19 protein-coding genes are annotated in these 21,853 nt (G+C 64.3%); 16 read left to right on the top strand and 3 right to left on the bottom strand.

Annotated elements, in window-relative coordinates:
- Nucleotide 1 precedes the first annotated feature (1 nt).
- The 3 genes from A9K66_RS01005 (at nucleotide 2) to A9K66_RS00995 (ending at nucleotide 2,826) form a co-directional block, all read left to right on the top strand.
- Nucleotides 2–1,144: a Gfo/Idh/MocA family oxidoreductase gene (locus tag A9K66_RS01005; RefSeq protein ID WP_067318929.1), complete on the top strand. Its 1,143-nt coding sequence runs from the start codon at nucleotides 2–4 to the stop codon at nucleotides 1,142–1,144.
- 106 nt (nucleotides 1,145–1,250) lie between these two features.
- Nucleotides 1,251–2,297, top strand: coding sequence for an L-glyceraldehyde 3-phosphate reductase (gene mgrA / locus A9K66_RS01000; RefSeq protein WP_067318927.1), 1,047 nt, complete (start codon nucleotides 1,251–1,253; stop codon nucleotides 2,295–2,297).
- A gap of 124 nt (nucleotides 2,298–2,421) precedes the next feature.
- The gene (locus A9K66_RS00995; protein WP_059184736.1) at nucleotides 2,422–2,826 is read left to right on the top strand and encodes a Fur family transcriptional regulator; all 405 of its coding nucleotides are present in this window, start codon (nucleotides 2,422–2,424) and stop codon (nucleotides 2,824–2,826) included.
- Nucleotides 2,827–2,873: 47 nt separating this feature from the next.
- Here A9K66_RS00995 and polA read toward each other — a convergent pair whose 3' ends face one another.
- Nucleotides 2,874–5,837: a DNA polymerase I gene (gene polA, locus A9K66_RS00990; RefSeq protein WP_067318925.1), complete on the bottom strand. Its 2,964-nt coding sequence runs from the start codon at nucleotides 5,835–5,837 to the stop codon at nucleotides 2,874–2,876.
- Nucleotides 5,838–6,272: 435 nt separating this feature from the next.
- On the opposite strand from polA, the gene A9K66_RS00985 reads away from it, so the two are divergent.
- The 8 genes from A9K66_RS00985 to A9K66_RS00955 all read left to right on the top strand — a co-directional run bounded on the left by A9K66_RS00985 (nucleotide 6,273) and on the right by A9K66_RS00955 (nucleotide 13,826).
- Nucleotides 6,273–7,658, top strand: a complete 1,386-nt coding sequence (locus tag A9K66_RS00985) for a M20/M25/M40 family metallo-hydrolase (protein ID WP_067318923.1) — start codon at nucleotides 6,273–6,275, stop codon at nucleotides 7,656–7,658.
- 144 nt (nucleotides 7,659–7,802) lie between these two features.
- A complete protein-coding gene (locus tag A9K66_RS00980; RefSeq protein WP_176477633.1) occupies nucleotides 7,803–8,420 on the top strand; it encodes a ribonuclease D in 618 nt (205 codons plus the stop codon).
- A gap of 63 nt (nucleotides 8,421–8,483) precedes the next feature.
- A complete protein-coding gene (locus A9K66_RS00975) occupies nucleotides 8,484–8,690 on the top strand; it encodes a hypothetical protein (RefSeq protein ID WP_067004099.1) in 207 nt (68 codons plus the stop codon).
- Between the two features lie 57 nt (nucleotides 8,691–8,747).
- Nucleotides 8,748–8,894 (top strand): hypothetical protein, encoded by a 147-nt coding sequence (locus A9K66_RS28995; RefSeq protein WP_082953626.1) that lies wholly within the window; start codon nucleotides 8,748–8,750, stop codon nucleotides 8,892–8,894.
- A 117-nt stretch (nucleotides 8,895–9,011) separates the two neighbouring features.
- A complete protein-coding gene (locus A9K66_RS00970) occupies nucleotides 9,012–9,992 on the top strand; it encodes a beta-propeller fold lactonase family protein (protein ID WP_245307348.1) in 981 nt (326 codons plus the stop codon).
- A gap of 189 nt (nucleotides 9,993–10,181) precedes the next feature.
- The gene (locus A9K66_RS00965) at nucleotides 10,182–10,565 is read left to right on the top strand and encodes a hypothetical protein (RefSeq protein ID WP_067004095.1); all 384 of its coding nucleotides are present in this window, start codon (nucleotides 10,182–10,184) and stop codon (nucleotides 10,563–10,565) included.
- A gap of 201 nt (nucleotides 10,566–10,766) precedes the next feature.
- On the top strand, nucleotides 10,767–13,013 hold the full coding sequence (locus A9K66_RS00960; RefSeq protein ID WP_067318919.1) for a transglycosylase domain-containing protein: 2,247 nt from the start codon (nucleotides 10,767–10,769) through the stop codon (nucleotides 13,011–13,013).
- A gap of 63 nt (nucleotides 13,014–13,076) precedes the next feature.
- Entirely contained in the window at nucleotides 13,077–13,826 is a 750-nt protein-coding gene (locus A9K66_RS00955; RefSeq protein WP_067004093.1) for an SDR family oxidoreductase, read from the top strand.
- A gap of 66 nt (nucleotides 13,827–13,892) precedes the next feature.
- Here the strand turns inward: A9K66_RS00955 and ybaL are convergent, their stop codons facing one another.
- Together ybaL and A9K66_RS00945 are read right to left on the bottom strand one after the other, a co-directional pair.
- Nucleotides 13,893–15,695 carry a YbaL family putative K(+) efflux transporter gene (ybaL, locus tag A9K66_RS00950; RefSeq protein WP_067318917.1) on the bottom strand — a complete coding sequence of 601 codons (1,803 nt, stop codon included), beginning with the start codon at nucleotides 15,693–15,695 and terminating at the stop codon, nucleotides 13,893–13,895.
- Nucleotides 15,696–15,910: 215 nt separating this feature from the next.
- Nucleotides 15,911–16,351: a host attachment family protein gene (locus A9K66_RS00945; protein WP_197507434.1), complete on the bottom strand. Its 441-nt coding sequence runs from the start codon at nucleotides 16,349–16,351 to the stop codon at nucleotides 15,911–15,913.
- 419 nt (nucleotides 16,352–16,770) lie between these two features.
- On the opposite strand from A9K66_RS00945, the gene cysG reads away from it, so the two are divergent.
- From cysG to A9K66_RS00920, 5 genes are all read left to right on the top strand, one after another.
- The gene (cysG, locus tag A9K66_RS00940) at nucleotides 16,771–18,219 is read left to right on the top strand and encodes a siroheme synthase CysG (protein WP_067318913.1); all 1,449 of its coding nucleotides are present in this window, start codon (nucleotides 16,771–16,773) and stop codon (nucleotides 18,217–18,219) included.
- Nucleotides 18,216–18,521 (top strand): DUF2849 domain-containing protein, encoded by a 306-nt coding sequence (locus A9K66_RS00935; protein WP_067318912.1) that lies wholly within the window; start codon nucleotides 18,216–18,218, stop codon nucleotides 18,519–18,521. Before cysG ends, A9K66_RS00935 begins: the two co-directional genes overlap by 4 nt.
- 40 nt (nucleotides 18,522–18,561) lie before the next feature.
- On the top strand, nucleotides 18,562–20,232 hold the full coding sequence (locus A9K66_RS00930) for a nitrite/sulfite reductase (protein WP_067318911.1): 1,671 nt from the start codon (nucleotides 18,562–18,564) through the stop codon (nucleotides 20,230–20,232).
- Entirely contained in the window at nucleotides 20,207–20,971 is a 765-nt protein-coding gene (locus A9K66_RS00925) for a phosphoadenylyl-sulfate reductase (RefSeq protein WP_067318910.1), read from the top strand. The genes A9K66_RS00930 and A9K66_RS00925 overlap by 26 nt, the downstream gene beginning before the upstream one ends.
- A gap of 186 nt (nucleotides 20,972–21,157) precedes the next feature.
- The gene (locus tag A9K66_RS00920) at nucleotides 21,158–21,691 is read left to right on the top strand and encodes a DUF934 domain-containing protein (RefSeq protein ID WP_067318908.1); all 534 of its coding nucleotides are present in this window, start codon (nucleotides 21,158–21,160) and stop codon (nucleotides 21,689–21,691) included.
- The last annotated feature ends 162 nt before the right edge of the window (nucleotides 21,692–21,853 follow it).

Below are 21,853 nucleotides of genomic sequence, written 5' to 3'. Positions count from 1 at the left end.
CATGGCAAACAAACTTGGCGTAGGCGTCGTCGGCTGCGGCAACATCTCGAAGGCGTATTTCTCGCTGGCGCCGCTCTTCCGCGGCATCGAGATGCGCGCCTGCGCGGACATCAACATGGACGCGGCGAAGATGCGGGCGAAGGAGTTCAAGCTCCGCGCCGAGACGGTCAACGACCTTCTCAAAGATGACGACGTCGACATCGTCGTCAACCTCACCATTCCGGCCGTGCACTATGACGTGTCGAAGGCGGTGCTCGACGCCGACAAGCACGTCTATTCGGAAAAGCCCTTCGTGCTGTCGGTCAAGGAAGGGCTGGATCTGAAGAAGCGTGCGGAGAAGAAGGGACTGCGCATCGGCTCGGCGCCCGACACGTTCTTCGGCGGCGCGCATCAGCTGGCGCGCGATCTGATCGACAGCGGCAAGCTTGGTAAGATCACCAGCGGCACCTGCCATGTGATGGGCCATGGCATGGAACACTGGCATCCCAATCCCGACTTCTTCTTCCAGCCGGGCGCCGGTCCGGTGCTCGACATCGGCCCGTATTATGTCACCAACCTGATCCAGCTGATCGGGCCGGTGAAGCAGGTCGCGGCTTTCGCGACGACGCCGGCCAAGGAGCGCACCATCAGCTCCAAACCGCGCGCGGGCGAAAAAATCCCGGTCAACACGCCGACCACCATCCATGCGCTGCTGGAATTCGCGAACGGCGCGGTGGTGACACTCAACACCTCGTGGGACGTCTGGAGCCACGGCCATGCGCCGATGGAGCTCTACGGCGAGGCGGGCACCGTCTTCGTGCCGGACCCGAATTTCTTCGGCGGCGAAGTCCGCTTCACCGATGCGACCAAGCCGGTGAAGAAGCTTCCCAAGTGGGATCATCCGTTCGGCGTGCCCAATGAGATGCACAGCCAAGGCATGATGGCCAACTACCGCACGGCAGGTCTTGCCGATATGGCGATCGCGATCGGCGAAGGGCGGCCGCACCGCTGCTCGATGGAGCTGGCGCTGCATGCCGTCGATGTCATGACCGGCGTCCTGCGCTCCGGCGAAAGCGGCAAGTTCGTCGCCATGCAGACGACCTGCGAGCGGCCGGCGGCGCTCGGCATCAAGGAAGCGAAGGCGCTGCTGGCGAAGAAAAAGTAGGTGGCAACCCCTCTCCCCGTTTCGGCGGGGAGAGGGTAAAGGTGCGGGGCGAGCATCGATTCAAGTCACTTAGCGGCGATCCCGGCCGCCTTCCCAAGGATTCCCTATGCCCTATGTCGCCGCCGAGAATCGCTACGAGAAGATGATCTACAACCGGTGCGGACGGTCCGGCCTCAAGCTGCCGGCCATCTCGCTCGGGCTGTGGCACAATTTCGGCAATGACACGCCGCACAAGACCAAGCAGGCGATCGTGCGCAGAGCCTTCGACCTCGGCATCACGCATTTCGATCTCGCCAACAATTACGGCCCGCCGCCCGGCTCGGCCGAGACCGCCTTTGGCGAGATCCTGCGCACCGATTTCGCGGCCTATCGTGACGAGCTGATCATCTCGACCAAGGCCGGCTACGAGATGTGGGCCGGCCCCTACGGCGAATGGGGCAGCCGCAAATATGTGCTGGCGAGCCTCGACCAGAGCCTCACGCGGATGGGGCTCGATTACGTCGATATCTTCTATTCCCACCGTTTCGATCCCGAGACGCCGCTGGAAGAAACGATGAGCGCGCTCGACCAAGCGGTGCGCTCGGGCAAGGCGCTCTATGCCGGCATCTCCTCCTACAATTCGCAGCGCACCCGCGAGGCGGCCGACATCCTGCGGCGGCTCGGCACGCCTTGCCTGATCCACCAGCCGAGCTATTCCATGCTCAACCGCTGGGTCGAGGAAGACGGGCTGCTCGATACGCTGGAAGGGCTCGGCATCGGCTCGATCGTGTTCTCGCCGCTGGCGCAGGGCATGCTGACCGATAAATATCTCGGCGGCATCCCGGAAGGCAGCCGCGCATCCCAGGGCAAGTCGCTGCGTCCGGCCTTCATCAACGATAAGTCGGTCACCAACATCAAGGCATTGAATGCCATCGCCGGCCGGCGCGGCCAGACGCTGGCGCAGATGGCGCTGGCCTGGGTGCTGCGCAAGGGACGCGTGACGACGGCGCTGATCGGCGCCAGCCGGCCGGAACAGGTCGAGGATTGCGTCGGCGCTCTCAAGGCGCTCGACTTCAGCGACGCCGAGCTTGCCGAGATCGACACCTATGCGCGCGAGGCCGACATCAATCTTTGGGCGGCATCCGCCGAGCGCAAGGGACCGCCGCGCAAGTAGCCCGCGCCGGGCCGCCAGCTGCGGAAACAGTGGCAAAGATGCGCGTTCGTCGCTATCTCATGGACCAAAGGCCGTTCGCGTGCGCAGTCGGCACGCGAAACGACGCGACGACCGGACGGACAAGATGACGGCAAGGGATGCGCTGACCAAGAACCAGTTGTGCGTGCTTGAGAAGCTCGAAGCCGCCAGCGGGCCGCTGAGCGCCTATATGCTGCTCGATCAACTGCGCGAGCGCGGCTTCCGGGCGCCGCTGCAGGTCTACCGCGCGCTGGACACGCTGGTGAAGTCGGGCTTCGTGCACCGGCTCGAAAGCTTGAACTCCTTCGTCGCCTGCGCCGAGCCGCACGACCACAGTCATTCGATGACCGCATTCGCCATCTGCGACAGCTGCGGCCAGGTAACCGAAATGTCCGACCATGATGTCGACCACCGGCTGGACGAATGGGTGCGCTCGACCGGCTTCGCCGCCAAGAAGGCGGTGATCGAGTTTCGCGGGGTTTGCGCGAAGTGTAGAGCTGAGGCGGCTTAGCCCCTCGAGTCGTCATCCTCGGGTCAAGCCCGAGGATGACGAAGGTATCAGTGCGCCTCGTCCCAGTTGTCGGCGGCCCGCGCATCGACATGCAGCGGCACCGACATCGAGACCGCCGGCATCGGCGCGTTCTCCATCACGCGGCGCACCACGGGAATTGTCGCTTCGACTTCCGCTTCCACCGTCTCGAAGATAAGCTCGTCATGCACCTGCAAGAGCATGCGGGCCGACAGCTTCGCCTTCTCCAGCGCCTCTTCCATGTGCACCATGGCGCGGCGGATGATGTCGGCCGCAGTGCCCTGGAGCCTCGCATTGATCGAAGCGCGCTCGTTGAAGGCGCGAACCGACGGGTTGGAGGACCTTATCTCCGGATAGTGGATGCGGCGGCCGAAGATCGTTTCGACGAAGCCGTATTCGCGCGCATAGGCCTTGGTTTCCTCGATATAGTCGCGGATGCCCGGGAAGCGCTCGAAATAGCGCTTGATGTAGGCGCTCGCCTCCTCGCGCGGGATCGACAGCTGGTTCGCCAGACCGAAGGCCGAGATGCCGTAGATGATGCCGAAATTGATCGCCTTGGCACGCCGCCGCACTTCCGAAGGCATGCCTGCGACCGGCACGTTGAACATTTCGGACGCGGTGATGGCGTGGATATCGGCGCCGTCCGCAAAAGCCTGCTTGAGCTGCGGGATTTCGGCGACATGGGCCAGCACGCGCAATTCAATCTGGCTGTAGTCGGCCGAGACCAGCTTGTGGCCCTTTTCGGCGATGAAGGCGGTCCTGATCTTGCGGCCTTCGGCGGTGCGCACCGGGATGTTCTGCAGGTTGGGATCGGAGGATGACAGACGACCGGTCGTCGTCGCGGCCAGCGCATAGGAAGTGTGGACGCGGTTGGTGCCGGCATTGATGAAGCCGGGCAAGGCGTCGGTATAGGTCGATTTCAGCTTGGTGAGCTGGCGCCAGTCGACGATCTTGCGCGGCAGCTCGTGGCCTTCGGCGGCGAGGTCTTCCAGCAGCTGCGCCGAGGTCGACCACTGGCCGGTCTTGGTCTTGGAGCCGCCCGGCAGCCCCATCTTGCCGAACAATATGTCGCCGAGCTGCTTCGGCGAGCCGATGTTGATGCGCTCGCCGACGATGCCATAGATCTCTTCCTCGGCGCGGGCGGCGCCTTGCGCCAGCTCACCCGACAGTCTGGAGAGAATCTGGCGATCGACCGAAATGCCGCGCTGCTCCATGCGGGCGAGCACGGGCACAAGCGGCCGCTCCAGCCTTTCATAGACGGAGACGAGACCCTTGGCGGCGAGCCGCGGCTTCAGCAATTGCCACAGCCGCAGCGCCAGATCGGCCTGCTCGCCGGCATAGGCGGTCGCCCGCTCGATGTCGACCTGGTCGAAGCCGACCGCGCCCTTGCCCGAGCCGGCAAGCTCCTTCTTCGTGCCTGGCGCATGGCCGAGCCACTTCTCCGACAGCGAGGCGAGGTCATGCCCGCCGGATGTGCCGGCGTCGAGCACGTAGGAGATCAGCATCGTGTCGTCGAACGGGCCGACCTCGATACCATGCCGGCTCATCACGACAATGTCGTATTTCATGTCCTGGACGATCTTGAGGACCGACCCGTCCTCGAGCAGGGGCTTGAGCAGAGCCAGCGCGTCGCGGACCGGGACCTGGTCCGCCAGCATGCCGCCGCCAAGCAGGTCGCCATTGCCGCTCGTGTGGGCGAGCGGCACGTAGGCGGCGCGGCCCGGCGCGATCGCCATGGACAGGCCGATCAAGTCGGCCTGCATCGGATCGGACGAAGAGGTCTCGGCGTCGAAGGCAAGGATGCCGGCTTCCCTCGCTTCGGCGATCCAGGCCTTCAGCGCGGCCGTATCGCGAATGGCGACATAGGCCGCGGGATCGATCTTGCGCGCCGTCGCCTGCTCCAGCCGCAGCGCGGAGAGCAGGGAAGGCGTATCGCCCTGCGGTGGGGCATCCTGGGGCCTGACCGGTGCTGCAGGCTTCGCGGCGCCGTTCGGCGTCGCCGCCGGTCTTGAGGCAGTCGGCGTGCCGGCGCCGACATCGGGACCATGTGCGGTGTCGGCGCGCTCGATGGTGACACTGGAAGCCTGGACGTCGCCGATCTCGGTTGCAGTCGCTTCCGCGACGCGGCGTGTCAGCGTGGTGAACTCCATCGTCTTCAGGAAGCCGATCAGCTTCGGCCCGTCCGGGGCATGCAGCACAAGGTCGTCCAGCCCCTCCTTGAGCGGCACGTCGTTCTTCAACGTCACCAGCTCGCGCGAGATGCGCGCCTTGTCGGCATTGGCGATGATCGATTCGCGCCGCTTTTCCTGCTTGATCTCGCCGGCGCGCGCCAGCAGGCCGTCAAGGTCTCCGAACTGCTCCAGAAGTTGTGCCGCGGTCTTCGGGCCGATGCCGGGCACGCCGGGCACGTTGTCGACGGAGTCGCCGGTCAGCGCCTGCAGGTCGATCATCTTTTCCGGTGGCACGCCCCATTTCTCGATCACCTCGGGAATGCCGATCTGGCGATCCTTCATCGGGTCGTACATGCCGACCGTCGGGCCGACCAATTGCATCAGGTCCTTGTCGGAGGAGATGATGGTGGTGTCGGCGCCGACCTCGCAGGCTAGGCGGCAATAGGTGGCGATGATGTCGTCAGCCTCGAAGCCTTCCATCTCGATGCAGGGCAGGTTGAAGGCCACGGTCGCCTGGCGGATCAGGCCGAATTGCGGGATCAGGTCTTCCGGCGGCGCCGAGCGGTTGGCCTTGTATTCGGGATAAAGATCGCTGCGAAAGGTCTTCGCCGAATAGTCGAAGATGACGGCAAAATGGGTCGGCACGATGCCCACGTTCGTGTTGCGGGCGTCCTGCATCAGCTTCCATACCATGTTGCAGAAGCCGAGCACGGCGCTGGTGGGCAGGCCGTCGGATTTGCGGTTGAGCGGCGGCAGCGCGTGGTAGGCGCGGAAAATGTAGCCGGAGCCGTCGACAAGAAAGAGATGATCGCCTTTTTTCATGCCGGCAGGGATAGCGCGGCCAAGCTTCGCGGTCCATGCCAAAGGCTGCGCAAACGGCCGGTTCCGGCAACACCCCTGACAGACAGGTCTCGGACAAAATTCAGCCGCTCACGGGCATGTTACAAAAGTGTAATCTTCGTGCCCTTGAATCGCCATTTTCACAGACCCAAATAGCTGTCATCGGCAATTTTCGCCGAAGTCCGGAGTAAGGCCCGTCCCCCGCCTATCCCGGGCAACTGCGGCAGCCTATCCCCCCTCTCCGGGCTGCCGCAACGTTTCGAGTAAAGACCGCCGTGGTTCCCCCTCCACCACGGCGGTTCTTTTTTGTCTCCTAGCCCGCGTGTTACCGACGCCGGAACGCGTGGTCCAACGATCGCGGCTTTGCGTTTTCTGCTCGCCCCTTTAGGGTCGGGCCAGAATCGAAAGGCTGAAGAAATGTCCAGACTCTCCCCCGTCCTTGACCGTCTCGACCAGAACCTCGATCAGAGCCTGGAGCGGCTTTTCGGCTTGCTTGGTATCAAGTCGATCTCCACCGACCCGGCCTTTGCCGCCGATTGCCGCAAGGGCGCCGAATGGCTGGCGGCCGAGCTCAAGCTGATCGGCTTCGACGCCAGCGTGCGCGACACGCCCGGCCACCCGATGGTGGTGGCGCATCACGAAGGACCGGCCGGCGCGCCGCATGTGCTGTTCTACGGCCACTACGACGTGCAGCCGGTCGATCCGATCGAGCTGTGGGAAACGGATCCATTCGCGCCGTCGATCAAGGAGGTCCAGCCCGGACGCAAGGTGATCGCCGGGCGCGGCTCGGCGGACGACAAGGGTCAGCTGATGACCTTCGTCGAGGCCTGCCGCGCCTGGAGGCAGGTGCACGGCAATCTGCCCTGCCGCGTCACGATCCTGTTCGAGGGCGAGGAAGAGTCCGGCTCGCCGTCGCTCAAGCCTTTCCTCGAGGCCAACGCCGCCGAGCTGAAAGCGGATTTCGCGCTGGTCTGCGACACCAGCATGTGGAACCGCGAGACGCCGTCGATCTGCGTGTCCCTACGCGGCATGGTCGGCGAGGAGGTCACCGTCAAGGCAGCCAGCCGCGACCTGCATTCAGGCCTCTATGGCGGCCCGGCCGCCAATCCGATCCGAATCCTGACCAAAATTCTCGCCGACATTCATGATCAAGACGGCCGTATCACCATCCCGGGCTTCTATGACGGCGTCGAAGAGACGCCCTCGCAGGTGCTGAAATCCTGGGAGGGGCTCGGCGAGACCGCCGAGACCTTCCTCGGACCGGTCGGGCTTTCCATTCCCGCCGGCGAAAAGGGCCGCTCCGTGCTCGAACTCACCTGGGCACGGCCGACGGCCGAGTTCAACGGCATCATCGGCGGCTATACCGGCAAGGGCTTCAAGACGGTGATCGCGGCGGAAGCATCGGCGAAAGTGTCGTTCCGGCTCGTCCACAAGCAGGATCCGAAAAAAATCCGCGCCGCCTTCCAGGCTTTCGTGCGCGATCGGATTCCCGGCGACTGCTCCGTCGAATTCCATCCGCATGGCGGCTCGCCGGCGATCCAGCTTTCCTACGACTCGCCGTTCCTGGCCAAGGCCAAGGATGCGCTCTCCGACGAATGGCAAAAGCAGGCCGTCACAACCGGCGGCGGCGGCTCCATCCCCGTAGTCGGCGATTTTAAGACCTATCTCGGCATGGAATCGCTGCTGGTCGGCTTCGGCCTCGATGACGACCGCATCCATTCGCCCAACGAGAAGTACGAGCTCACCTCCTTCCACAAGGGGCAGCGTTCCTGGGCGCGCATTCTCGATGCTCTGACACGCTGAGGTGAACCCGCGGCGGACCGCGAAAATCAACTTTCTGTTGATTTTTTTCCGGATCGCGGCAAGGACGGGCGTGATAGCGCAATGCGCGGCGCCTTCGCGTCCAAAAACGGGTGCGCCGCTGGCCGCGATCCGGAGAAGAGAATGATCGACATCCGTTTCCACAAGAACGATCTGCCGGACCTTTCCCGCTACAATGTCGGTGCGGTCGCCATCGACACGGAAACGCTGGGCTTGAACCCGCATCGTGACCGGCTCTGCGTGGTTCAGATCTCGCCCGGCGACGGCAGCGCCGACGTCATCCAGATCGCGCCGGGCCAGAAGGAGGCGCCCAACCTTGTCAGCCTTCTCAGGAACGACGCCGTGGTGAAGCTGTTTCACTACGGCCGTTTCGACATTGCCGTCCTTTATCACGCTTTCGGCGTCATGGCCGAACCGGTTTTCTGCACAAAGATCGCCTCGCGGCTGACCCGTACCTACACCGACCGCCACGGGCTGAAGGATATATGCAACGAACTGCTCGGTATCGGCCTCTCCAAGGCGCAGCAATCGTCGGACTGGGCGGCGGAAACACTGTCGCCCGAGCAGCTCGAATATGCCGCCTCCGACGTGCTTTACCTGCACCGGCTGCGCGAGGTGCTGGCCGCGCGGCTTGCGCGCGAGGGTCGCACTAAGGAGGCCGAAGCCTGCTTCCGCTTCCTGCCGACGCGCGCCAAGCTCGATCTGATGGGCTGGGCGGAAGAGGATATCTTCGCGCATAGCTGACGACCCGGCGCGTCGAGCGACGTTCCTGCCGGTCCATTGTCGGCGTGAGATGGGAGGGAATGAATGGCAGAGCGCAAACCGATAGCGAGCGCGCCGAAGGACGGCTCGAAGGTAACGATCCTGTGGAACGACGAGCACGGCGTGGTCAACGAATCCGTCGGGCAATATCGCGACGGCGGCTGGTGGGTCTACACCGACAGCAACACCCAGAAAAAAGTCGAGCCGACCAGTTGGCGGCCTGCATCGGCCAATGATGACAGCGACCAGTGAGCGATCGCCGCAGGGCCTCGAAGCAGGCGCGAGACTCGGCTGCAAGAAGGGGGCGAGATGAGACAGAATATGCTCTACCTCATCATCGGCGCGTTGGCCGTCGTGGTCATCGCGCTTGGCATCTACATCTACCGCGAGCAGACCAGGCCGAAGGGCGTGGAGCTCAAGATCGACGACAAGGGCATTTCGATCCAGCAGAATTGATCTCACCACGTCCGCATCTCGCGAACTTGACCGGTCGGCTCCTGATAGCACCTATTGCATTCGGGTCCGCTCGCTGGGGCGGTGGTGGTTTTTGATATGATTCCCCGGATCGATTTCGTGGCCACCGGTGCCGTGAACGATGCGCTCGCCGCGATCGGGCGGACCGAGGACCTGCGCTTTTCGCCCGACAACCGCTTGCTTGCCGTCGCCGGATATGGACGCAGGCGATGCCTGATGCTGCGCATCGACATAGAGCCGACGGCCGGTGCAGCGAGGATCGTTATCCGCGATTTCGTGGAGCTCAGATCGGAAAGCATGGGCGAGGTGCATGGCCTCGATTTCATCGACAACAGGACTTTTGTGGTCGCCAATCGCGATGGGCTGGTTGCGGTCTTCGCCCTGCCGCAAGGCGAACCGGCCGGACAAGGGCACGAAATCTCGCCACTTCGCGTGATCAAAGGCAGCCGATTTTGCAGATTGAGAACGCCCGGCTCGGTCGCCGTCAGGCGTGAGTCGCATGGCCGGCTCAGCCTGCTGGTCTGTAACAACTACACGCATCGGGTGACCCGCCATGTGATTCACCGGCGATGGGGATACCGCGCCCTGTGGAATCAGGTTCTCCTGGAGCAGGGCCTCGACATCCCGGACGGCATCGCGCTCAGCCATGACGGGCGGTGGGTCGCCGTCAGCAGCCACGGCACCAACGACGTGAAGATCTACGACATGTCGGCGCCGCTTGGCCCTGAAACCCGACCCGCCGGTGTCCTGGAAAATGCCAACTACCCGCACGGCCTGCGCTTCACGCAGGACGGCAGCCACATTCTTGTCGCCGACGCCGGCAGCCCGATGGTTCACGTCTATGCAAGCGACGAAGGCTGGAAGGGGCGCCGCACGCCGTCGCGTTCGGTCGCCGTGCTCGACGACGAAAGCTTTCTGCGCGGCAGGGCCAGCGTCGAGGAGGGTGGGCCGAAGGGCCTGGACATAGACAAGTCGAACAGCGTCGTGGCGGTGACTTGTCAGGAACAGCCGCTGGCTTTCTACGGCCTGTCGTCGATCGTCGGTCGAAAGGCGGCGGAGCCCGAGTTCCGCGTTCTTTGACGTCCAGGATAAGCCTGTGATTTCGGCTCCATATTCTGGCGACGGCATGAAGAATGACAGGGGCCGCGCGCAGCTCCATCAAATCTTGGCGGCGTGGGCGGCAAACGGATGACGTCCGCGCGGTTCGGCGATATCATGCTGAGTATAGGGAGTTTTGGGGCCGACCAACCTAGCCTCTAGGAGGTTGCCATGAAGCACCAAACACTGGACCAGCTGCACGCCGTTGCCGAGGTCCGCACCGCCAAACCCGTCATGAGCCGAACCCAGCGCCTCGCACGTTGGGCGGAGCTTCTCGAACGTGAGCCAAACCGGCTCCTGACCGCGCTGATCGGCACTGAATATCGTGCCCCGCGGGAACGCAATGTCATGCGGGGCGCCGGCTCGCCCATATCCGTCGCCCTGGAAGACCCCGTTCTGCACGACGAGGGTTTGAAGAACGACACCTACGGCGAAGCAAAACGCTTCTTCGAGCTGACCGACTATCAGCTGCACGAGATCGTCTGCTACTGCCATGTCGGCGATGTCATGCGGGCATCGAGAGCTGCGCTCTCGGTCCGTGCCGTGCTCGACTAGCCCGAGCCGACACTCGCCCGCCTATGCAAACGCTGGAGCGCGGCCGGAATCCCACGCCGATCGCGCTCCGTCAGGTGGCCGCTTACCAAACATTTGCTTTTCAATCACTTCGAATTTTTCCCCACTTAACGCGCCTTTAAACCGCCGCATCTACTCTGCAACCCGAGCGCCATCGGCATCGGGGACAGCAAGCACAGCGCAATGGCGAACCGCAGAGACAGTCGCATCGAACCGAGCTTCGAGGGCTCGCCGCGGGCGAAACCCTCCGACGGCTTTTCGGTCAGCGAGGAGGATCGCGTCGTGCCGGCAAATCGTAAATCCGCAGCGAAACGCAAATCCGCCAAGGCGAAATCGCGCGGCCGGGGGCGCGATCGCAGCCAGCGCGGGCTGTTTTCCATCTTCGGCCGCTTGCTCTACTGGTGCTTCGTTTTCTGCATCTGGGGCGGCATCGCGGTGGCCGGCGTCGTCGTCTATTACGGCGCCAAGATGCCGGCGGCGACCACATGGTCGATTCCCGACCGCGCGCCCAACATCAAGATCGTCTCGGTCGACGGGCAACTCATCGCAAATCGCGGCATGAGCGGCGGCGAGGCCGTCGGCCTCAATGAAATGTCGCCCTATATTCCCGAGGCCGTCGTCGCCATCGAGGACCGGCGGTTCTATTCGCATTTCGGCATCGACCCGATCGGGCTGACGCGCGCCATGGTCACCAACGTCCTTGGCGGTCATTTCTCGCAGGGCGGCTCGACGCTGACGCAGCAGCTGGCCAAGAACCTGTTCCTGACGCCGGATCGCACGCTGGAGCGCAAGGTGCAGGAAGTGCTGCTGGCGCTGTGGCTGGAGCACAAGCACAGCAAGGACCAGATCCTCGAAATGTATCTCAACCGGGTCTATTTCGGGTCCGGCGCCTATGGCGTGGAGGCCGCCTCGCGGCGGTACTTCGGCAAGAGCGCGCGCGATGTCACGCTTTCCGAGGCAGCGCTTCTGGCCGGTTTGCTCAAGGCGCCGTCGCGGCTTTCGCCGGCGCGCGATCCCAAGGCGGCGGAAGAACGCGCACAGCTCGTGCTCGCCGCCATGCGCGAGGAAGGCAAGATCGGCGACAAGGAATACAAAATGGCGCTGAGCGCGCCGGCGACGCGCTCGCCCTCCTACTGGACCGGTTCGGAGAATTACGTCGCCGACACGGTCATGGAGGAGCTTCCCGACCTGATCGGCGACGTGCGCGGCGACATCATCATCGACACCACCGTGGATCTGACGCTGCAGAAGCTCGCCGAGCAGTCGATCCGCCGGCTGATCGACGAGAGCGGCAAGAAGCTCAACGTCACCCAGGGCGCGTTGGTGTCGATCGATGATTCCGGCGCCGTTCGCGCCATGGTCGGCGGTTACGACTATTCGACCAGCCAGTTCGATCGCGCCTCGGAAGCGCGGCGCCAGCCAGGATCGGCCTTCAAGCCTTTCGTCTACATGGCGGCGCTGGAAGCAGGCCGCACACCGGACAGCGTGCGCAACGACGCCCCGATCAGAATAGGCAAATGGACGCCGGAGAACTATGGCGGCAAATATTATGGCAAGGTGACGCTGGCCACCGCACTGGCGAAGTCGCTGAACTCGGTGGCGGCGCAACTCACCATGGAGGTCGGCCCCGACGCCGTGGTTGAGGCCGCGCACCGCATGGGCATCCAATCCGACCTGCAGTCGAACACCTCGATCGCGCTCGGCACCTCGGAAGTGACGCCGCTGGAACTGACCGCCGCCTATGTGCCTTTCGCCAATGGCGGCTACGAGCCGGATATCCATTTCATCCAGCGCGTCACCACGGCTAGCGGCAAGGTGCTCTACAAAAACAATGGCGGCAGCGCGCCGCGCGTCCTCAAGGCCGACATCGTCGGCATGATGAACTCTATGATGACGGGCACGGTCGAAGTCGGCACCGCCAAGAAGGCGGCCTTCAACTGGCCCTCGGCCGGCAAGACCGGCACCAGCCAGAATTCACGCGACGCTTGGTTCGTCGGCTACACCGCCAACCTCACGACGGGTGTGTGGTTCGGCAATGACGACGGCAGCCCGATGAAGAAGGTGACCGGCGGCGCCTTGCCGGCGCAGGCCTGGCACGAATTCATGGTCGCCGCGCATGAAGGCTTGCCGGTCAGGCCGTTGCCCGGCACGTGGAAATCGACGCCGCCCGATACGGTCGTGCCGGACGAGATACCCTCGGCCGACAACTCGCAGCCGGCGCCGCCCGCCCCCGTCGGCCAGTCGACGCCTGTCGCCCAGGCGCCCGCACGGCAGGCGCGTCCAGCCCAGACGGTCGATGCCGACGGTTTCGATATGCCGAGCGACGGCGGCACCACCGCCTCGGTCGGGCATCCGGTGCCGCCCGGCGATGTCGGCGGCCCGAAGAAAAGGCGGCAGACGTCGATCCTCGACATCCTCAGCGGCGGTTGAGCGGCAACTCGCCTCTCGCAATGGCTGGCGCCTTCGGCTACATGTCCGGCCGGAGATCAAGCCATGGCCGAAATCGACAGCAGAAAAACCATCGTGCTCACCGGCGCCAGCCGCGGCATCGGCCATGCGACGGTGAAACGCTTTTCACGCGAGGGCTGGCGCGTCATCACCTGCTCGCGACAGGCCTTTGCCGAGGACTGCCCATGGCCGGCCGGTCCCGAGGACCACATCAAGGTCGACCTTGCCGACCAGGAGGATGTCGGCATTGCCGTCTCGGAAATCCGTCACCGGCTGGAGGCGCATGGCGGGCAGTTGCACGCGCTGGTCAACAATGCCGGCATCTCGCCGAAGCTCAAGGACGGCGGCCGGATGAACTCGATCGAGACGCCGATGCATGTCTGGCGCGACGTGTTCCAGGTCAATTTCTTCGCGCCGATCATGCTGGCGAGAGGGCTGTTCAAGGAACTCGCCGCCGCCAAGGGCTCGATCGTCAACGTCACCTCGATCGCCGGCACCCGCGTGCATCCATTTGCCGGCACGGCCTATGCGACGTCGAAGGCGGCGCTGGGTTCTCTGACGCGCGAGATGGCGCATGACTTCGGGCCGCACGGCATCCGCGTCAATGCGATCGCGCCGGGCGAGATCGACACGGCGATCCTGTCGCCCGGCACCGACAAGATCGTCGAGACGATCCCGCTGAGAAGGCTGGGCGCCACGTCGGAAGTGGCCGACATCATCTTTTTCCTGTGTTCGGGCCAGGCGTCCTACGTGACCGGCTCGGAAATCCACATCAATGGCGGCCAGCACGTGTGACTTCCATCTCAGCGACATCGCTTCCGTTATTCGTTTCCTGATCCGCTTGGTTTGTGCGGGCGAGCGTCAGGCAGGCCGCGGCCTGATCTCGGCAGCGGCGTCGTCCAACCGAGCGGGTGACATGCCGGTAACCGCCTCGACGATGCCGCGTGCTATTTCGCGCTCGCCCATGATCACGGTGTCGGCGCCGAGAGCCTCGAGATGCTCGACCTCGGCATCGGAATGGGCGCGCGCAATGACGCTGATGCCGGGATTGGCCGCGCGCGCCCGCAGCACCACCTGTCCCGCCTCGAAGGCGTTGGGGATGGCGAGGATCAGCCGTTTGGCGCCTTCCGGATTGGCGGCCGCGAAGACGTCCGGATTGGCGGCGTTGCCGGCCACCGTTTCGACGCCCTCGGCCCTCAGCTTCGCCAGCGTCTTGTCGGCATCCTCGACAACCAGGAAGGGCAGGGCGGCTTGTTTCAGCGCGGCACCCACGAGGCTGCCGACACGTCCATAGCCGATCAGGATGGAATGGTCGGTGAGTCCCGTTCGCGGCGGCAGACCATTCTCGCTTTCAGACACTGCCGCCGCCGAGGCCACCTGGCCGGGCTCGGTCGCCGGGCCGATCGGCCTTGATTCCTCGGGCTCTGCCGTTTTGCCGGCGCGCTTTTCCAGCCACGGCTTCATCCTGTCGACGATCAGGAACATCAGCGGGTTGAGCAGGATCGACAGGATGGCGCCGGCCAGAATGAGGTCGCGGCCCTGTTCGGGCAGAAGCTTCAACCCGACGCCGAGCTCGGCCAGGATGAAGGAGAATTCGCCGATCTGGGCAAGGCTGGCCGAGATAATCAGCGCGGTCGCGACCGGATAGCGGAAGGCGATGACGATGACGAAAGCGGCGAGCGATTTGCCGATGAGGATGATGGCTAAGGTCGCCAGGATCGGCAGGCCGTTGCTGACCAGGCTGAACGGATCGAACAGCATGCCGACGGAAACGAAGAACAGCACGGAAAAAGCGTCGCGCAGCGGCAGCGATTCTTCCGCCGCCCGGTGGCTGAGCTCGGACTCGCTCATGACCATGCCGGCGAAGAAGGCGCCGAGCGCCAGCGAGACGCCGAACAGCTTCGCCGCGCCGAAGGCGACGCCGAGCGCGATGGCAAGCACCGAGAGCCGGAACAGCTCGCGTGAGCCGGTATGGGCGACATAGTGCAGGATCCAGGGGATGACCCTGCGGCCTACGACCAGCATGACGACGACGAAGGCGACGACCTTGGCCAGCGTTATGCCGACCACGCCCCATATGCCGTGGCTGGCGGGCAGCGAAAGCAGGCTCGCATGGTCGTCGGCCTGCGGCTGGCCGCCAAGCACGCCGGCGAGCGCCGGCAAAAGCACCAGCGCCAGCACCATGGCCAAATCCTCGACGATCAGCCAGCCGACGGCGATGCGGCCGCGCTCGGTCTCGATCAGCCGCCGCTCCTGCATGGCGCGCAGCAGGACGACGGTCGAGGCGACGGAGAGCGCGAGGCCGAAGACAAGGCCGGCACCGAGCGACCAGCCAAGCAGCCAGGCGAGGCCGACGCCGAGCAGCGTGGCAAAGCCGATCTGCACGACGGCGCCGGGCACGGCGATTGCGCGGACCGACAAAAGATCCTTCAGCGAGAAATGCAGGCCGACGCCGAACATCAGCAGGATGACGCCGATCTCGGCGAGCTCGTTGGCAAGGCTGGCGTCGGCGACGAAGCCCGGCGTGTTCGGCCCGACCAGCACCCCGCCCACGAGATAGCCGACCAGCGGCGGGATGCGGAATCGGTTGGCCAATGCTCCGAAAACGAAGGCAAGCCCCAAACCGGCGACGATGGTGGCGATCAGGGGCGTGTCATGCGGCATTGTCTATGGAGCGCCTTCCGAGAATTCACGATGTCGATAAGCGCCGCCCGAGGGCCGTCGCCCCTTCGCAATATGGTCGGGGGAGGGGCGGTGACGCAACCACCGCTACACGGAAATCGGCGCCGCGATCGGGCGCCGGATGAGAAAATCAGAGCGAGCCGCCATGAGGGGGCCACGGGCATCAATCCCCTGCAATGTGCGTTCCTGCGTGCCGCTCAGGCCGCTTTGAGCAGATTCTCGATCTCGAAGACGGTATGGTTGGTCAGCGTCTTGGGGATTTCGGCCTGCACTTTTTCGCTGACTTCCTTGTGCAGCTTCTGCCGCATCTCGCCGAGCACCTGCGGCGGCGCGATCAGCACGAGCTGGTCGAACTCACCCCGATGTGCAAGCTTGTAGAGCCGGTCGGCAATATCGCTTGCGAAACGTTCCTTGCCGAGGCGATGCCAGTCCGTCTCTTCGATCGCGCTGCGTGGCCCTTCGGCGTATCGGCCCGGTTTATCGGTGCCTTGCTCCCTGGTGGCGGGATTTTCCTGCTCCATCTCCTGAACCACCTCGAGGTTCGGAAACTTGCTGTCGCCTTCATTGCGGAGGAAAAGCGCCTTTTCGCCGTCGGCCACGACCACCCAGAGACCGCGTTTAAGCTTGATGTTCATGATTTTCCTCCTTGCCTTGAGCACAAATGGAGCCCGCGAGAGCGGCTCGACCGACGGGATGGATCGTTAGCGAAACGTGCCGCCGAGCATGATAGTTCCGGATGAACCAACGACTGGAGGATGTGCTGCAGGCGGCAGCGACCTCACCCTCCAGCAAGACCGCGTCTTCATCTACTAAGTTAGTAGAATTTAGAAAAAACCGTTTTGCCGTGTCGGCTGCACGGCGCTAAAAACTATGCCGGATCAATAGCTCTCGGAGAGGTGCCCGACCACCTCAAGCTCCGGCGTAGAATTTTTTTCTCCTGCCTTTCGCGGCTGCGAAAAAGCGATTGCCTGCCATCAAGGGATGCGCGAGTGCTTGCCTTCTGGTTTTTCCCAGGCCCGCATAAAACTGCCAGACTGTTCTCGTACTGTTTATCGCCATGTCGCCAGCCAATGCCAAGCTCAACGCCTTCCCCGTCTTCCTGCGGGTCGACGGCGAAGCCGTGGCCATCGTCGGCAACGGCGAGGAGGCACTGGCCAAGGCCAGGCTGCTTGCTCAGTCAAACGCGACGCTGCGCATCATTGCGGACAATGCCGATCCCGAGCTTCTGAATTTCATTGCAACCGCCGGCGCTGTCCACGTCGACGTCGCCTACGATGCCGCGCACCTCGAGGACGCGGCCATGGTGTTTGCCGCCAGCGGCGACGAGGCGCTCGACCGCCGCGTGGTCGAAGACGCCCGCCGGCTGGGCATTCCGGTCAACGCCGTCGACCGGCCTGAGCTCTGCGATTTCTTCACACCGGCGCTGGTCAACCGCGCGCCGGTCGCCATCGCCATCGGCACCGAGGGCGCCGGCCCTGTGCTGGCGCAGCTGCTGCGGGTGCGCATCGATCGCATGCTGTCGCCGTCGCTTGGCCGGCTGGCAGCCTTGGCGTCGTCGTTTCGCACTGCTGCCGAGCGGCTGCCGAAGGGCAATCGCCGCCGCCGGTTCTGGAGCGATTTCTTCGCCGGCCTCCCGGCCAAGGCGGTTGAAGCCGGAGAGTTCGCCAGGGCGCATAGTGCTGCGCTCGAACTTCTGACTTCGGACGCGCCGACCGCAGGTCACATCGCTCTGGTCGGCGCCGGCCCGGGCGCGGAGGATCTTTTGACGCTGCGCGCCCACCGCCTGCTGATGGAGGCCGACGGGATCGTCTATGACGCGCTGGTGCCGGAAGCGATCGTCGCCATGGGGCGCCGCGATGCCGAGCGCTTGCCTGTCGGCAAGCGCAAGGGCTGCCATTCCAAGAGCCAGGAAGAAATCAACGCTCTGCTCATCGAGCTTGGCCGCGCCGGCAAGCGCGTGGTGCGGCTGAAATCAGGCGATCCGCTTGTGTTCGGGCGGGCGGGCGAGGAAATGGCAGCACTTCGCGAGGCCGGCATCGCCTATGAGGTGGTTCCGGGCGTGACCGCCGCCTTCGCCGCGGCCGCCGATTTCGAATTGCCGCTGACGCTCCGCGGCGTGACGTCCTCGATGGTGTTCACCACCGGGCATGACCTCAAGGGCAACTCACTGCCCGATTGGGCAAAACTTGCCATTTCCGGCGCCACCGTCGCCGTCTATATGGGCCGCTCGGTCGCAGCCGAGGTCGCCGGTCGGCTGATCGAAGCCGGGCTGTCGCCCGATACCGCCGTCGCCGTGGTGGAGAATGCCAGCCTTGGCAATCGCCGCCGCTTCCACGGCACGCTCGCCGACCTGCCGTCGCTGGAAGCGCGCGCCGATCTTACCGGTCCGGTCATGACCATCATCGGCGACGCGGTCGCCGGCGCCAATTTCGAACAATCCGAGCCGCTTGCGGCGCACACGCGTGGAGATACGGCCGGCGTAGCGGCCGAAGGAGTTGAGCAATGAAGGTTCTGACCGCGAACAGGCTCTCGGACGGTATCGCCGTCTGGTACGCCGATGGCGGCTGGGCGGAGGCCGTCACTCGTGCCGACATCGCCCATGACAAGGCGGCGGAGGATCGGCTCGAGGCCATCGGCGCCGCGGCCGCTGCCAACAACGAAGTCGTCGACGTCAACCTGATCGATGTGACCGTGATCAACGGCGCGGTCGAGCCGGTGCGGCTGCGCGAGAAGATCCGCGCCGCGGGCCCCACCATCCGCACCGACCTCGGCAAGCAGGCGAGCCCGGCTCCGGCACGGGCGGCATAGAACACAAGAAAGCGGGCGGACGGGCCCTGAAAGACGAAGCATGTACCGTTACGACGAGTTCGACCACGATTTCGTAAAGGCCCGCGTCGCCGAGTTCAGCGACCAGGTGCAGCGCCGGCTTGCCGGCGATATCACCGAGGACCAGTTCCGGCCGCTCCGGCTGATGAACGGCGTCTATTTGCAGCTGCACGCCTATATGCTGCGTATCGCCGTGCCCTATGGCACGCTGAACAGCAGGCAATTGCGCATGCTCGGCCACATCGCCCGCAAATACGACAAGGGCTACGGCCACTTCACCACGCGCCAGAACATCCAGTTCAACTGGCCGGCGCTGTCCGACATCCCGGCGATCCTTGCTGATCTGGCGAGTGTCGAAATGCATGCCATCCAGACCAGCGGCAACTGCATCCGCAACGTCACCGCGGATCATTTCGCCGGCGCGGCCGCCGACGAGGTTGCCGATCCGCGTCCCTATGCGGAGATCCTGCGCCAGTGGTCGTCGGTGCATCCGGAGTTCTCGTACCTGCCGCGCAAGTTCAAGATCGCGGTGACCGGCGCCGAGCGTGATCGCGCCGCCATCCAGACGCACGACATCGGGCTGCATCTGAAGAAGAACGCGGCCGGCGAGCTGGGCTTTGCCGTCTATGTCGGTGGCGGCCAGGGCCGCACGCCGATGGTCGCCAAGAAGATCCGCGACTTCCTGCCGGAAGCCGAGCTGTTGTCCTACTGCACGGCGATCCTGCGCGTTTACAACCTCTATGGCCGCCGCGATAACAAGTACAAGGCGCGTATCAAGATCCTCGTCCACGAGACCGGGGTCGAGGAGATCACCCGCCAGATCGAGGCCGAATGGCAGGAGTTGAAGGACGCGGAGCTGAAGCTGCCGGACGCCGACATCCAGGCGATCAATGCCTATTTCGCGCCGCCGGCATTGCCTGACCGGCCGGAAGGCGACGCGCAGGTGAAGCAGACGCGGCTCGATTCCAAGAGTTTTTCGGAGTGGCTCGACCAGAATGTCGTAACGCATCGCCACCCCGACTATGCGGCGGTGACGATCTCGCTCAAGGGCATCGGCGAGGTGCCCGGCGACGCCTCCGACAGCCAGATGGAGGCGGTCGCCGACATCGCCGAGAAATACGCCTTCGACGAGTTGCGCGTCAGCCACGAGCAGAACCTGATCCTGCCGCATGTGGCGCGCGCCGACCTCAAGGCCGTCTATGACGCCCTGGTCGAGATCGGCTTGGCGACCGCCAATTCCAACCTGATCAGCGATATCATCTCTTGCCCCGGCCTCGATTATTGCGCGCTTGCCACCGCGCGTTCGATCCCGGTTGCCCAGGAAATCTCGCGCCGCTTTGCCTCGCTGGAGCGGCAGCGCGAGATCGGTGAGCTGAAGCTGAAGATCTCCGGCTGCATCAACGCCTGCGGCCACCACCATGTCGGCCATATCGGCATTCTCGGCGTGGAGAAGAAGGGCTCCGAGCTCTACCAGGTCACGCTTGGCGGCTCGGCCGACGAGAACACGTCGGTCGGCGAGATCATCGGCCGCGGTTTCTCTTCGGAAGAAATCACCGATGCCATCGAGCAGATCGTCGACACCTATCTCGGCCTTCGGCTCAATCCCAGTGAACGTTTTATCGACAGCTACCGCCGTGTCGGTCCCGCGCCGTTCAAGGAGGCGCTCTATGCTGGCGAAACCAAGGCCGCTTGACCGGATCGGCGGCGTCGAGGCCGGCGTTGCCGCGGAAGCGGCGGGGCTCGACGCGCTGCTCGGCCATCTGAAGCCGATCGAGATCATCGAGCGCTCGGCGCGTGAATTTTTCCGCGGCGACGTTGCCGCCGTATCGTCCTTCGGAGCCGATTCGGCAGTCCTCCTGCACATGATTGCCGAGATCGACCGCTCGCTGCCAGTGATCTTTCTCGACACCGGCAAGCATTTCGAGGAGACGCTGGGCTACCGCGACGCGCTGGTCGCCGATTTCGGCCTGACCGATGTGAGAGTGATCAAGCCGGACGAAGCGGCGCTCGAACGCGTCGATCCGACCGGCAGGCTGTATGAGACCGATACCGACGCCTGTTGCAACCTGCGCAAGGTCGAGCCGCTGGCGCGTGGCGTCGAGCCGTTCCGCGCCTGGTTCACCGGGCGCAAGCGCTTCCAGGCTTCGACGCGCGCGGCACTCCCGGTCTTCGAGGCCGTCGGCTCGCGCATCCGCATCAATCCGCTCGCGCATTGGACGACATCCGACCAGGCCGACTACATGCGCGCGCATGCGCTGCGCGAAAACCCGCTGGTCGCCTATGGCTATCTGTCGATCGGCTGCTTCCCCTGCACGCAGCCGGTACAGCCAGGCGAGGATGCGCGCAGCGGCCGCTGGGCGGGGCACGCCAAGACCGAGTGCGGCATCCATCTGTCGGGGCTGGAGAAGTCGCTGACCGACGCATCACTTTAAGGACAGCCGCTACTCAGGTGAGGCCGGCCTGCAAATGGCGGGTTCCTGCGCTTTCGGAGCTCGCGTAGTTGAAGTACGCTCCGCTCCCGTTCTCGAAAGCCACCATTTTCGACTCCGGGCCGACCTGAACAGCGACATATCCTTTCATTCTTAGGGCATTAGGATCTTAGGGCATTAGGAATTTTGATGACTGAGCCGACCAAATCGGAAACCCGCCTCTGGACCCCGAACGGTTTCCGCGAGGACGAATGGACCCATGCCGAGAGCGCCGAAGCGCTTGCCGGCAATGGCCGCTTCATCCTCCCGTTGCAGGCCTTTCTCGGGCTCGATGACGATATCCGCAGGTCGGCCAAGGAGCGCCTCGGCGTGCTCCTGCTCCCCGGCGACGAGCTCGACAAGATCGTCGGCCTGCTCGACCAGCTGTCGCTGGTGGCGCTTGCCTTCCCGGCCTTCAACGACGGCCGCTCCTTCTCCAAGGGCGAATTGCTGCGCACCCGGCATAACTTCAAAGGCGCGGTGCGCGCCACGGGCCAGGTCCTGGTCGATCAATTGCCGCATATGCTGCGGCTCGGCTTCGACGAGTTCGAGGTCTCCAATCCGGTGCTGTTGAAGCGGCTGGAGGAAGGGCGCACAGGAGGCTTGCCAGTCTATTACCAGCCGGCGGTAGAGCCGGAAGCCAAGGGCCCGAAATATTCCTGGCGGCGCAAACGCCCGGGCTGAGCCGTCCCCGCGCTGACCGCCGAAGGCAGCCATCCGGTAAACCAAGCGAGCCTGCAGCTTTGGTCTGACCAAGCACCTTGCTTTTGACGTCTTGGCGCAGTCGATTCAGTTCTACGCGCCTCTTTGCAACAATCTGGTCAGACCACTTCTGCGAATTTCACT

The organism is Mesorhizobium sp. AA23, from assembly GCF_001672435.1.
GTDB lineage: Bacteria > Pseudomonadota > Alphaproteobacteria > Rhizobiales > Rhizobiaceae > Mesorhizobium.
Note: the sequence above shows the minus strand (reverse complement) of the source record. Positions and strands in the feature narration are given on the sequence as shown.

Excerpts from the sequence above, each read along its gene's own strand:
- ybaL (WP_067318917.1), bottom strand. The coding sequence starts at position 15,695 with ATGCCGCATGACACGCCCCTGATCGCCACCATCGTCGCCGGTTTGGGG.
- A9K66_RS00930 (WP_067318911.1), top strand. The coding sequence starts at position 18,562 with ATGTACCGTTACGACGAGTTCGACCACGATTTCGTAAAGGCCCGCGTC.
- polA (WP_067318925.1), bottom strand. The coding sequence starts at position 5,837 with ATGAAAAAAGGCGATCATCTCTTTCTTGTCGACGGCTCCGGCTACATT.
- A9K66_RS00960 (WP_067318919.1), top strand. The coding sequence starts at position 10,767 with ATGGCGAACCGCAGAGACAGTCGCATCGAACCGAGCTTCGAGGGCTCG.
- A9K66_RS28995 (WP_082953626.1), top strand. The coding sequence starts at position 8,748 with ATGAGACAGAATATGCTCTACCTCATCATCGGCGCGTTGGCCGTCGTG.
- A9K66_RS00935 (WP_067318912.1), top strand. The coding sequence starts at position 18,216 with ATGAAGGTTCTGACCGCGAACAGGCTCTCGGACGGTATCGCCGTCTGG.
- A9K66_RS00975 (WP_067004099.1), top strand. The coding sequence starts at position 8,484 with ATGGCAGAGCGCAAACCGATAGCGAGCGCGCCGAAGGACGGCTCGAAG.
- A9K66_RS00920 (WP_067318908.1), top strand. The coding sequence starts at position 21,158 with ATGACTGAGCCGACCAAATCGGAAACCCGCCTCTGGACCCCGAACGGT.
- A9K66_RS00955 (WP_067004093.1), top strand. The coding sequence starts at position 13,077 with ATGGCCGAAATCGACAGCAGAAAAACCATCGTGCTCACCGGCGCCAGC.
- A9K66_RS00965 (WP_067004095.1), top strand. The coding sequence starts at position 10,182 with ATGAAGCACCAAACACTGGACCAGCTGCACGCCGTTGCCGAGGTCCGC.
- A9K66_RS00985 (WP_067318923.1), top strand. The coding sequence starts at position 6,273 with ATGTCCAGACTCTCCCCCGTCCTTGACCGTCTCGACCAGAACCTCGAT.
- A9K66_RS01005 (WP_067318929.1), top strand. The coding sequence starts at position 2 with ATGGCAAACAAACTTGGCGTAGGCGTCGTCGGCTGCGGCAACATCTCG.
- cysG (WP_067318913.1), top strand. The coding sequence starts at position 16,771 with ATGTCGCCAGCCAATGCCAAGCTCAACGCCTTCCCCGTCTTCCTGCGG.
- mgrA (WP_067318927.1), top strand. The coding sequence starts at position 1,251 with ATGCCCTATGTCGCCGCCGAGAATCGCTACGAGAAGATGATCTACAAC.
- A9K66_RS00995 (WP_059184736.1), top strand. The coding sequence starts at position 2,422 with ATGACGGCAAGGGATGCGCTGACCAAGAACCAGTTGTGCGTGCTTGAG.
- A9K66_RS00925 (WP_067318910.1), top strand. The coding sequence starts at position 20,207 with ATGCTGGCGAAACCAAGGCCGCTTGACCGGATCGGCGGCGTCGAGGCC.